Origin of the sequence: Kitasatospora sp. NPDC056138, assembly GCF_042264695.1 — a bacterium.
Lineage (GTDB): Bacteria > Actinomycetota > Actinomycetes > Streptomycetales > Streptomycetaceae > Kitasatospora.
The window spans coordinates 38,495-49,993 of sequence record NZ_JBHJVK010000060.1 but is presented as its reverse complement, the minus strand read 5'-3'; the positions used below and the strand labels follow the sequence as shown (position 1 = coordinate 49,993).

Annotated in this window: 8 protein-coding genes, 2 tRNA genes, 2 pseudogenes and 1 riboswitch; of the genes and pseudogenes, 3 read left to right on the top strand and 9 right to left on the bottom strand. The window is 70.0% G+C overall.

What is annotated here, in order from left to right:
• Positions 1 to 102: 102 nt before the first annotated feature.
• From clpX to ACFC1R_RS29290, 6 genes are all read right to left on the bottom strand, one after another.
• Positions 103 to 1,392, bottom strand: a complete 1,290-nt coding sequence (gene clpX, locus ACFC1R_RS29315; RefSeq protein WP_045306048.1) for an ATP-dependent Clp protease ATP-binding subunit ClpX — start codon at positions 1,390 to 1,392, stop codon at positions 103 to 105.
• Between the two features lie 294 nt (positions 1,393 to 1,686).
• The gene (locus tag ACFC1R_RS29310; RefSeq protein WP_045306047.1) at positions 1,687 to 2,364 is read right to left on the bottom strand and encodes an ATP-dependent Clp protease proteolytic subunit; all 678 of its coding nucleotides are present in this window, start codon (positions 2,362 to 2,364) and stop codon (positions 1,687 to 1,689) included.
• A gap of 53 nt (positions 2,365 to 2,417) precedes the next feature.
• The gene (locus tag ACFC1R_RS29305; RefSeq protein WP_375943657.1) at positions 2,418 to 3,035 is read right to left on the bottom strand and encodes an ATP-dependent Clp protease proteolytic subunit; all 618 of its coding nucleotides are present in this window, start codon (positions 3,033 to 3,035) and stop codon (positions 2,418 to 2,420) included.
• 249 nt (positions 3,036 to 3,284) lie between these two features.
• Positions 3,285 to 4,652, bottom strand: a complete 1,368-nt coding sequence (gene tig, locus ACFC1R_RS29300; protein ID WP_375943652.1) for a trigger factor — start codon at positions 4,650 to 4,652, stop codon at positions 3,285 to 3,287.
• 226 nt (positions 4,653 to 4,878) lie between these two features.
• Positions 4,879 to 6,357, bottom strand: a complete 1,479-nt coding sequence (locus ACFC1R_RS29295; RefSeq protein WP_375943650.1) for an MDR family MFS transporter — start codon at positions 6,355 to 6,357, stop codon at positions 4,879 to 4,881.
• A 152-nt stretch (positions 6,358 to 6,509) separates the two neighbouring features.
• A tRNA-Pro gene (locus ACFC1R_RS29290) sits at positions 6,510 to 6,583 on the bottom strand.
• Positions 6,584 to 6,758: 175 nt separating this feature from the next.
• Between ACFC1R_RS29290 and ACFC1R_RS29285 the strand changes: the two genes are divergently transcribed.
• A tRNA-Gly gene (locus ACFC1R_RS29285) sits at positions 6,759 to 6,829 on the top strand.
• A 288-nt stretch (positions 6,830 to 7,117) separates the two neighbouring features.
• Here ACFC1R_RS29285 and ACFC1R_RS29280 read toward each other — a convergent pair.
• A pseudogene (locus ACFC1R_RS29280) lies at positions 7,118 to 7,501 on the bottom strand (M23 family metallopeptidase); the annotation flags it as partial.
• A 149-nt stretch (positions 7,502 to 7,650) separates the two neighbouring features.
• A riboswitch (cyclic di-AMP (ydaO/yuaA leader) is annotated at positions 7,651 to 7,806 on the bottom strand.
• Positions 7,807 to 8,219: 413 nt separating this feature from the next.
• Between ACFC1R_RS29280 and ACFC1R_RS29275 the strand changes: the two are divergent.
• Complete coding sequence (locus ACFC1R_RS29275; RefSeq protein WP_375943648.1) at positions 8,220 to 8,999, top strand: DUF6348 family protein; 780 nt, start codon at positions 8,220 to 8,222, stop codon at positions 8,997 to 8,999.
• A 19-nt stretch (positions 9,000 to 9,018) separates the two neighbouring features.
• Here the strand turns inward: ACFC1R_RS29275 and ACFC1R_RS29270 are convergent, their stop codons facing one another.
• Both ACFC1R_RS29270 and ACFC1R_RS29265 read right to left on the bottom strand, forming a co-directional pair.
• Positions 9,019 to 9,213 (bottom strand): hypothetical protein, encoded by a 195-nt coding sequence (locus ACFC1R_RS29270; protein WP_045306043.1) that lies wholly within the window; start codon positions 9,211 to 9,213, stop codon positions 9,019 to 9,021.
• Positions 9,214 to 9,647: 434 nt separating this feature from the next.
• On the bottom strand, positions 9,648 to 10,883 hold the full coding sequence (locus tag ACFC1R_RS29265; RefSeq protein WP_375943646.1) for a PP2C family protein-serine/threonine phosphatase: 1,236 nt from the start codon (positions 10,881 to 10,883) through the stop codon (positions 9,648 to 9,650).
• A 306-nt stretch (positions 10,884 to 11,189) separates the two neighbouring features.
• Here ACFC1R_RS29265 and ACFC1R_RS29260 point away from each other — a divergent pair.
• Positions 11,190 to 11,492: pseudogene (locus tag ACFC1R_RS29260) on the top strand (sterol carrier protein domain-containing protein); the annotation flags it as partial.
• Positions 11,493 to 11,499 lie beyond the last annotated feature (7 nt).

Below are 11,499 nucleotides of genomic sequence, written 5' to 3'. Positions count from 1 at the left end.
GGTGCCGGGGAACGGCGCGACACCGGTGAGGTCACTAAGTGACACCCCGACAGCGACGGGGCCCCGCCGACCAACTCGGCGGGGCCCCTTCGCTGTCGGGTCTCAGGCGCTCTTGTCGCGACGCTCGCGCTTGATCATGTCGCGCGGGACCAGGGTCGGGATGGCGTGCTTGGAGACCACGTCCCCGGTGACGACCACGCGGGCGACGTCCTGACGCGAGGGCACCTCGTACATCACGGACATCAGCACCTCCTCCATGATCGCCCGCAGGCCGCGCGCGCCGGTGCCGCGCAGGATCGCCTGGTCGGCGATGGCCTCCAGCGCGTCCCGGGTGAACTCCAGCTCCACACCGTCCAGTTCGAAGAGCTTGCGGTACTGCTTGACCAGCGCGTTCTTCGGCTCGGTGAGGATCTGCAGCAGCGCCTCGCGGTCCAGGTTGTGCACGCTGGTGATCACGGGCAGGCGGCCGATGAACTCCGGGATCATCCCGAACTTCACCAGGTCCTCCGGCATCACCTGACGGAAGTGGTCGCTGGCGTCCTGCTCCCGCTTGGACCGGATGTTGGCACCGAAGCCGATGCCCTTGGCACCCGCGCGGCCCTCGATGATCCGCTCCAGACCGGCGAACGCACCGCCCACGATGAACAGCACGTTGGTGGTGTCGATCTGGATGAACTCCTGGTGCGGGTGCTTGCGTCCGCCCTGCGGGGGCACCGAGGCGGTGGTGCCCTCCAGGATCTTCAGCAGCGCCTGCTGGACGCCCTCACCGGAGACGTCGCGGGTGATCGACGGGTTCTCGCTCTTGCGGGCGACCTTGTCGATCTCGTCGATGTAGATGATCCCCGTCTCGGCCTTCTTGACGTCGTAGTCGGCCGCCTGGATCAGCTTCAGCAGGATGTTCTCGACGTCCTCGCCGACGTAGCCCGCCTCGGTGAGCGCGGTGGCGTCCGCGATCGCGAACGGCACGTTGAGCATCCGGGCCAGGGTCTGCGCGAGCAGCGTCTTGCCGGAGCCGGTCGGGCCGAGCAGCAGGATGTTGGACTTGGCCAGCTCGATCGCGTCCTCGCGGCCGTTCCCGCCGCTGCGGCCGGCCTCGCCCGCCTGGACCCGCTTGTAGTGGTTGTAGACCGCGACGGACAGCGCCTTCTTCGCCAGGTCCTGGCCGACCACGTACTGATCGAGGAACTCGTAGATCTCGCGCGGCTTCGGGAGCTCCTCGAAGCGCACCTCGGAGCTCTCCGCGAGCTCCTCCTCGATGATCTCGTTGCACAGGTCGATGCACTCGTCGCAGATGTACACGCCTGGCCCGGCGATCAGCTTCTTCACCTGCTTCTGCGACTTGCCGCAGAACGAGCACTTGAGCAGGTCGCCACCGTCTCCGATGCGTGCCACGAGGTGCTTCCCCTTCGCCAGGGGCCCCGCGGGGGTCCGGGGCCTGGTGCTGTGGACCGGCTGCGCCGTCGGCGGTCGGTCTCGCTATCCGACGGTACTCTGCTGAGCCGGTGAATCCGCCGACTTCGACTGCTCTGCCCTACGCCCTGGGCGAATTGATACCGAACAGATGCCGTCTCGCGGGCATGAGGCCCGCAACTGATTGTGCCGGGCCCACCGGCCCGGAAGGAACGGAACGGGGCGGGGCGTACATCACGTGAGTCATGGTGTACGCCCCGCCCCGGGCTGCCGAGGTCAGTCGGTCAGCGAGGTCTTGCGGGTCGAGATGATCTGGTCGATCAGCCCGTACTCCAGCGCCTCCTCGGCCGTCAGGATCTTGTCGCGCTCGATGTCGTCCCGGACCTGCGCGATGTCCTTGTTGGAGTGCTTGGCCAGCATCTCCTCCAGCTGCTCGCGCATCCGGAAGATCTCCTTCGCCTGGATCTCCAGGTCGGACACCTGGCCGCGGCCGGTCTCGGTGTACGGCTGGTGGATCAGGATCCGGGCGTTCGGCAGCGCCATCCGCTTGCCGGGCGTACCGGCCGCCAGCAGCACCGCGGCGGCGGAGGCTGCCTGGCCCATGCAGACCGTGGTGATGTCCGGCTTCACGTACTGCATCGTGTCGTAGATCGCCGTCAGCGCGGTGAAGGAGCCGCCCGGCGAGTTGATGTACATCTGGATCTCGCGGTCCGGGTCCATCGACTCCAGGCAGAGCAGCTGGGCCATGATGTCGTTGGCCGAGACGTCGTCTACCTGCGAGCCGAGGAAGATGATGCGCTCCTCGAACAGCTTGGCGTACGGGTCGTACTCGCGGATGCCCTGCGAGGTGCGCTCGACGAAGCGCGGGACGATGTAGCGGCCCTCTGCCCGCGGGGCAGTGGACTCCGAGCGGGCTCCGTAGAACTCGCCGCGGGGCGTCAGGGGGGTGTTCATGGGATTCTTGGCCTCCGAGTGCGTACGGGACGAGGTGGGGGTGCGGGCGGCGCTCAGGCGCCGGTGCCGCCGCCGCCGGGGACGTCCGCGGCGCTGTGCATGATCTTGTCGATCAGGCCGTACTCCATGGCCTCCTCCGGGGTGAACCAGCGGTCGCGGTCGGAGTCCGCGGTGACGCGCTCGAAGGTCTGGCCGCTGTGGTGGGCGATCAGCTCGGACATCCGCTTCTTGGTGCGGAGCAGCTGCTCGGCCTGGATCTTGATGTCGGTGGCCGAACCGCCGAGGCCGGCGGAGGGCTGGTGCATCAGGATGTTGGCGTTCGGCAGCGAGAAACGCTTGCCGGGGGTGCCGGCGGTGAGCAGGAACTGGCCCATCGAGGCCGCCATGCCCATCGCGATCGTCACCACGTCGTTCTTGATGTACTGCATGGTGTCGTAGATCGCCATGCCCGCGGTGATCGAGCCGCCCGGGGAGTTGATGTAAAGGAAGATGTCCTTGTCCGGGTCGGCGGCCAGGAGCAGCAGCTGGGCGGTGATCTTGTTGGCGATCTCGTCGTCGACCTGCTGGCCGAGGAAGATGATGCGCTCGTTGAGCAGCCGGTTGTAGACCTGGTCCCCCAGGCCGCCGAGCACGTCACCAGCGGCGGCGTGCGGCGCCATGAGGCCAGGCATCTGCATCTGCGGGAACGTCACTTAGCCACCTGCTCAGTCGAATTGGACGGCCGCACCGGGCCGTCGCGGTGTCGCACAGCTATGGGATTTCACTGTGTGAATGTCGCTGTCTAAGGACCCTAACGCGCAGGCCGGGCCTCGGAATCCCCCACGCAGAACTGTTCGCTGTGAGCGCAGGGTCAGCAATCGGAAACAGTGAGCCCGGGCACCATTCGGCACCCGGGCTCACCATCAGGAACTACTGAGGACTCAGGCCTCGGTGGCGGCCTCGGCCGACTCCTCGGTCTCGTCCTCGGCGTCGTCGAAGGAGACGACCTCGCCGTTGGTGTCCTTGACGGTGGCGGCCTCGACCACGGCGGCCAACGCCTTGCCGCGGGCGACCTCGCCGACCAGCAGCGGCACCTGGCCACCCTGGACGACCTGCTGGGCGAACTGGTCCGGGGTCAGGCCCGAACCGGCGGCACGGCGGATCAGGTGCTCGGTGAGCTCCTCCTGGTTGACGCCGAGCTCCTCCTTCGCCACGATCTCGTCGAGCACGAACTGGGTCTTGATGCCCTTCTTCGCCTGCTCCTCGGTCTCGGCCTGGAACTCCTCCAGGGTCTTGCCCTGGGTGGCGAGGTAGGTCTCCAGGTTCAGACCCATGGGCTCCAGCTGGTGGTGCTCCAGGTTGTGGCGACGGGTCTCGATCTCGTCCTTGAGGAGCTTCTCCGGGTACTCCATCTCGACCAGCTTCAGCAGCTCGTCCAGGACGCGCTCCTGGGCCTGGGTGGCCTGGTCGAACTCACGCATGCGCTCCAGGCGCTTGCGGGAGTCGTCCTTCAGCTCGTCCAGGGTGTCGAACTCGCTCGCCAGCTGGGCGAACTCGTCGTCCAGCTCGGGGAGCTCCTTCTCCTGGACCGCGGTCACGGTGACGGTGACCTCGGAGCTCTTGCCGGCCTGGGTGCCGCCCTTGAGCTCGGTGGTGAAGGTCTTGGACTCACCGGCGGACAGGCCGACGACGGCCTCGTCGATGCCGTCCAGCAGGCGGCCGGAGCCGATCTCGTAGCTCACGCCGGTGGCGGTGCCGTCCTCGGGGACCTCACCGTCGACCTTGGCCTCCAGGTCGACGATCACGACGTCGCCCTCGGCGGCGGCGCGCTCGACGTCCTTGACCGAGGAGAAGCGCTCGCGCAGCTGCTCCAGGGACTTCTCGACGTCGGCGTCCTCGACCACGATCGGGTCGACGGTGACCTCGATGGCGGCGAAGTCCGGCAGGGTGATCTCCGGGCGGACATCGACCTCGGCGGTGAACTTCAGGTCGCCGCCATCGGCGATCTTCTCGACACCCTCGATGTCGGTGATCTCGGGCTGCCCGAGGACCTCGATCTTGCCCTCGTCGACGGCCTGCGTGTAGAAGCGCGGCAGGGCGTCGTTGACGGCCTCCTCCAGCACGGCGGCACGACCGAAGCGCTGGTCGATAACCTTGGCCGGGATCTTGCCCTTACGGAAGCCCGGGACCGTGACCTGCTGGTTGATCTTCTTGTACGCCGCGTCGAGGCTGGGCTTGAGCTCCTCGAAGGGCACCTCGACGGTGAGTCGAACCCGGGTCGGGTTCAGAGTCTCGACGGCGCTCTTCACGGTTGGGTCTCCTAAGGGCTTGCGGTCAGGTTGTCTCCGCCCGTCCGGCTGATCCGGTGCGGGCGAGACGGGCGATGGGCGGTTGGGGCTGCATCTCCCGTACGTGGTGGACGGTGAGCTTGACTCCTCGCCCTCAGGCGGTCGACCTGGGCGTATGCACAGGCACTACCGGCCAGCGGCCCATCCTACCGGTACCACGAAAGGCGGACGCCAGGCCCGCCCGCGATCAGTGTGCCGCCGCCTGTTCGGCTCCGGTCCGGGGTTCGGCCGCCACGACCGGGCGCATGGTGGCCACAGCGTCCGAATCCCGGACGAACAGTGCCGTCACGGCCGCCACCAGGGCCAGTGCGGCGGCCACCAGGAAGGCGGCGTGGTACGCGGCGAGGTTCGCCGTGGGCGTACCTCCGGACGTGGTGGTGACGGTGCCGATCGCGGTCAACACGGTGCCGAGCACGGCCACCCCGAGCGCCGAACCGAGCTGGCGCTGGGCGTTGTAGAGGGTCGAGGCGCCGCCGGTGGAGCGGGCCGGGACGGTGGCGAAGGCGGCGGTCTGCGAGGGCATGAAGACGTGCGCCATGGCGAACCCGGTGACGAACAGCAGGGCCCGGACCGCCCAGAGGTCGCTGTCCGGGCCGATGGTCGCCATCAGCGCGAGGCAGAGCGCGACCACGGTCGCCCCGACGGCGAGCAGTCTGCGCGGACCCACCCTCGGGTAGAGCCGGCCGGCCACCTGGGAGGCGATCATCACGCCGATCGCCTCGGGGAAGACCATCAGCCCGCTGTGCAGCGCGTCCATCCCGAGCGCGTCCTGCATCAGCAGGGGGAAGAGGTAGAGCATGCCGAGGAAGGCGGCACCGGAGAAGAGCGAGAGCAGGTTGGCGGTCCGGAAGATCCGGTCGCGGAACAGCCGCAGGTCCAGCATCGGCTCGGGGCGCCGGAGTTCGACCACCACCAGGGCCACCAGGGCGACCGCGCCCAGCAGGGCCGAGGCCAGGATGCCGGCACTCCCCCAACCCCGGTCGGCCCCCTCGGAGAGCGCGTACATCACCAGGCCGAGGCCGAGCCCGGCGAGCAGGAACCCGGCCGGGTCGAAGCGGTGGGCGGCGTCCGAGCGGTAGTCGGGCAGGAACAGCAGGCCGAAGAGCAGGGCCAGCACGCCGATCGGGACGTTGACGATGAAGACCCAGTGCCAGGACCGGCTGTCCACCAGCCAGCCGCCGAGCACCGGCCCGAGCGCGGGCGCCACCGCGGTCGGCAGCATCAGCACCCGGGTGGCCCGCATCCGCTCCTCCTGCGGGAAGGCCCGGAACAGCATGGTCATCCCGACCGGGGTGAGCAGGCCGCCGGCCGACCCCTGGAAGATCCGATAGGCCGTCAGCCGGTCGAGGCTGCCCGCGGTTCCGCAGAGCAGCGAGGCGAGCGTGAACAGGGCGAGCGCGGCCAGGAAGACCCGGCGGGTGCCGAACCGGTCGCCCAGCCAGCCGGAGAGCGGGACGAACACGGCGAGGCTCACCAGGTAGCCGACGTTGACCACGCCGACCGAGGCCGGATCCACGTCGAACTGCCGCCCGATCGACGGCAGCGCCACGTTGACGATCGTGGTGTCCATGATCGACATGAAGAGTGCGGCGACGAAGACCGCGCCGACGGCGACCTTCGGATCGAGCCCCCTCCGGCGGGCGGCGGGCTGGTCGGCGGCTGTCATCTGGTTCTCGCTGTCCTCGGGGCGTGGGTGTGCACTGACCGAAACACTTGGTGAACGATCAACATTCCAGGTTGCCCGAACCGCCTCCGGAACGCCAGGAGTCCCGGGAAAGCCAACAGGGCCCCGCCCTCAGACGAGACCCTGCCGCACTGTCGGGGTGACCGGATTCGAACCGACGGCCTTCCGCTCCCAAAGCGGACGCGCTACCAAACTGCGCCACACCCCGTGGTGCCGAGAGGAAGCGTACACGTCGGCCGGTCCGCCCTCGCCGCTATATCGCGAGGCCGTCGGACATGCCCGGAACCGAAAGCAGTGTGCAAGCAACCGACCGAACCAGGTAGGCTGACCCCGTCCTCGTGACCGACAGGTGCTCGGGGGCGTCGTGTGCGCAGTTCCGGCATGCGGGTGTAGCTCAATGGTAGAGCCCCAGTCTTCCAAACTGGTCACGCGAGTTCGATTCTCGTCACCCGCTCAAACCAATCGGGGCCCCTGCCCCCCGGATTGACCGTCGGCCAGGGGCCCGAAGTCGTCTGTGCCGGCGTCAGGTCGGCGCCGGCCCGCGCGGCCGGATCCGCCCGAAGGCCGGGCCGGCGGCAGCGCACGGGCCCACTCCCCAGGGGCCCGGACGGCCCGCTCCTGCCACCGCGACGTCCTGCAGCCGGTCCGCCCCACCCCTCCCCCGCCGCGACGGGGAGCGCTGCGGCGGGACCGCGGTGGCACGCGGCGCACGGCAGCGGGGCGGGATGTGACCGGGGGTGCGTCAGACCCGGACGCCGTGGGCGGCGAGGTAGCTCACCGGGTTGATGTCGGAGCCGTACGCCGGGCCGGTGCGGACCTCGAAGTGCAGGTGCGGGCCGGTGACGTTGCCGGTGGCGCCGGAGCGGCCGATCTGCTGGCCGGTCCCCACGGACTGCCCGGTCTTCACGGTGATCGCCGAGAGGTGGGCGTACTCGGAGTACTTGCCGTCGGTGTGCCTGATCACGACCTGGTTGCCGTACGAGCCGCCCCAGCCGGTGGCGACCACGGTGCCGGTGGTGACCGCCTTGACGGTGGTGCCGGTGGCGACCAGGAAGTCCACCCCGGTGTGGTAGCCGCTGGCCCATGCGGAACCGGCCGCGTGGTACGGGGTGCCGAGGTGCGGGTTGGCCACCGGAGAGGTGTAGGCCGGGGCGGCCTGGGCGGTCACCACGGTGGCGGGCAGCGCGAGAGCGGCACCGGTCACACCGGCGACGACCGCGAGGCGGGCGAATCGGGGCAGGCGGGAACGACGGTTGTCCTGTGCGGACATGGGGGGAGTCCTCTCCGACGCCTGCGAGGTGAGCTGTCGGGTTCGGGCAGGGAGTAGCCCGGCCGCACGGATGCGGCTTCACCCCTAGCCGTCCCGGATCTCCGGGCTCGGCGACTTACCTGTGGGTCCCCCGCTCCTGCCGTGCACTGCGCTGAAGTGCAGCCCCCGGGCAGCGGCAGGACTCGGCGTTCCACCCGGCGGGCCGACCCGGACGGTGGCCGGGCTGGGTGAGTAGAAAAACCGATCCGACGTACACAGAGCAAGCCCGTCTCAGTCCGGACATAAGGAAGACATAAAGACATCGGGGCCCGAGGTCACTCTCCGGCCAGGGCGGACTGCTCTGTGCAGCCCCCGCCGTCACGATCGGCCGGACAGATTGGTACAGATGGTCACGAATCACACCGTCTGCACGCATTCGGGCACGCTCCGGCACCCCCGGAAGAATCCCCGGTGACCTCCGTCACCCCGCCCGCACCCGGCGTAACTGACGGTCCGTTTCCCGCCGGGGCCCGCGGCCGATAATCTCGCCTCGCGTTCGACTTACCGATCATTTATTCGAGCTAGGAGCCCGCCCGTGCGTCCGCAGGACCGAATGGCCGTCATCCAGCGCAGCGTGGTCCGCGAAATGGCGCAGTTCGGCGTGGAGTTCACGGTGGACGGCGAGGTGGTCCGGGGTCCGGGGACCACGGCGGTGGCCGTCCGTGAGCACCCGGGGGACGGCGGGAGCGGTCACGTGGACCTCGGCTTCGTCCTCGACCTCGGCCGCGCGGACGCCCCGGTGGTCTGGGACTGCGCGGCAGGACTCGGCAAGACCGAGGAGGAGAAGCTCGACAACGCCGTGAAGATGTGGGCCACCACCACCGCCTCCACCGTGGTGGAGCTGCTGGAGCACCGGGGTGAGCACGGCGACCACTACCGGCCCGCCGAGCTGGCCGGCTGGCAGGCGATCCAGGGCCCGGCGGCGGTCTTCGGCTTCGGCAACGAGCAGTTGGCCGGCTGGCTGGCCGACCACCAACCGCTGCCGGCCCTCGCCGAGGCGCTCCGCCCCGAGCTCACCGGTCCGCAGCTGAACGGCGTGAAGCTGTTCCTCGGCGGACGGGCCGGGGACGACATCGCCGAGGTCCGGGTGAACGGAGAGGTCTCGGAGGCCGCCTCGGCCGCGCTGCACGCCCTGGACTGGCCGCGCGGCGAGCGGTTCTGCTGGGCGCGCCTGTTCGTCCTGCTGGTCGCCGAGGGCGGAGTGCAACCCGCACCCGTACGCCCCGCGCCGGAACCCGTGCTCCGCACGGTCACCGCCCCCCGGCGGGGACTGCTGGGGCGGGTCAGGCGGGCCCTGCGGTCCGCCCGGCGGTAGGCCGGTCCCCGACGACGGGTCAGCCGGAGAAGGACTGAAGGCTCTTGGCCACCGAGGACAGGAAGTTCCTGATCGGCTCCGCCGCCGTCGACGCACTGAGCATGAATCCGAAAAGCGCCGAGATGACCGCGTGGCTGGTCTTCAACTGCTTGTTGCGGATGAAAATGAAGACGAGGGCACCGAACAGCACCAGTGCGGAGACGGAGAGCACCACCCGGACTCACTTCCTTACTTCGTTGCGGGGCTTCATCGGGAAGCCCTGTGGCGATGCCGGAGCCCGGCCTGTCAGGCGGGGCACGGGCCGCCGAACGGCGCCGACCGAGAGCCGCATGCAGACGCCCCCAACCCCCGAGTACCGATACCGACCAGCCCCGCCCCGACTCAGTGTGGTCGGTCGTGCGGACTGCGTAAAGGCATAGCCGAAAGCCGGGTTCGAAGTTCCTGGCATGTGAGACGAATTTCCGCCGACCGAGACGATAGCCGAGAGGTTCTGACGGGATGTCGGCAGGGGCACGGTGACCGGCCCGGTCAGTGGTGATCGATCGGTCGGGCACCGGCCCGGGCACCGCGTCGACGGGCCGTCAGGATTGGCCGAAGATCGGCTGCCGGACTTGACACACATGTCCGGTGTTCGAATTCACCACCGGTTCACCGCCGCCAGAGCAGCAGCACCGCCCGGTCGTCGTTGACGTCCTTGGCGACCGTCTCGATCAACCGCACCGCCGCGCCCCGGCTGCCGCTCTGCAGCAGCGCCCCGGCGACCAGCCGGTCGGCCTCGCCCATCAGCCGGTCCATGCCCTCGGAGAGGTCGCGCCCCGGCACCTCGACCATGCCGTCGGTGCAGAGCATCAGCAGGTCGCCCCGGTTCAGCCGGCCGCGCGCACCCTCGAACTTGGCGCCGTCGTAGATCCCGAGCAGCGGGCCCTCGGCCGCCTCCTGGACCTCCCAGCGCCCGGCCCCCGACAGCCGCTGCATCCCGGGCAGGTGCCCGGCGGAGAGCAGTTCGTACTCTCCGGTGTCCAGGTCCAGCACCAGGTGGACGGCGGTGGCGAAGCCCTCCTCCCAGTCCTGCCGCAGCAGGTAGCCGTTGGCCGCGGGCAGGAACTCGTGCGCGGGGAGCGAGCCGAGCAGGCCGCCGAACGCCCCGGACAGCAGCAGGGCGCGCGAGCCCGCGTCCATGCCCTTGCCGGAGACGTCAGCCAGGACGCACTCCAGCACCCGTCGGCCGGGCCCGGTCCTGGCGGCCACCACGAAGTCGCCGGAGAAGGACTGGCCACCGGCCGGGCGCAGCGCCATGTCCGCGTACCAGCCGTCGGGCAGCGCCGGGACCTGGCTCTGCACCCTCAGCCGTTCGCGAAGGTCGAAGAGCATGGTGCCGCCGCCGCGCCAGGGCACGCCGACCCGGCTGCGGAACTGGGCCAGCAGCAGCCCGGCCACCCCGACCGCGCCGACCACCAGGGCGGCACCCGGGGTGACGCCGAAGACGTAGCTCTCGGGGTGCTCGCTGGCCACCCGCTCACCGGTGTGGATCACCGACTCGGTGGACAGGCCCAGCGCGGCGGCCGCGTACAGCAGCACCAGGGTGCCGGGGCGCAGCAGCAGGGCGCCGGCGAGGATCGGCAGGACCAGGGCGGTGGGCGGTACCCAGGCCGGGAACCAGACGTTGAGCAGGACGAGCAGCGGGACCATCGCCAGGAACGCGCCGAAGGCGAGCCAGTCGGAGGCGTCACCGCGGAAGTAGTCCACCCCGGTTCGGCGCAGCCTTCGCCGGGCCCGGTACAGCCTGGTGCGCAGCCGGGCCGTCCAGGGGTCCGCAGCCGCCGTCGCGGTGGGCCCCTTCGCAGTCGTCTGGGGCGGTGGTGCGCCCGGCGTGCTGCCAGCCATGGGCTCCGACCTTATCCACCGTCCGGGGCGGCGTCGATGGGTGTGCCGGGTCGGACGGGTTGTGCCGGGCCCCTCCCGGCACGTTTCGGCCGCCGGTCCGGCCGCCCACCCAGCCTGCATCACAAGGCAGTTGGGGACATGACGGGAAATCGGTCGCCCAGCAAAACCGGATGATGACTGTGGGAAGTATGACTCCGGATCTTGCGTCTGATTCCGCTCATTACGCTCAGACCGCCCGGACCGTCCGCACCCTGCCCCCGAGGAGTGGGACGCCTGGCACCGGGCCCTGGAGGTCGCGTTCAGCTGCGCGAGTACGCGGCGCCGGTGGAGGTGGTGCTGGAGGTGGCGGACGAGTTCTGTCCGTGGAACACCGGCCGCTGGAGGCTGCGGGCCGGCGGGCCCGGCAAGGAGGCGACCTGTCGGCCGACCACAGCGGCGGCCGATCTGGCGCTGACGGTCCGCGAGTTGGGCTCGGCGCACCTCGGCGGGGTGACGCCGGCGGCGCTCGGCGCGGCCGGGCGGGTCACCGAACTGCGCGAGGGCGCGCCGGCGGAGGCTTCCGGGGCGTTCGTCTCGGATGTCGCGCCCTGGCTGCCGCACGGGTTCTGACGGCCCG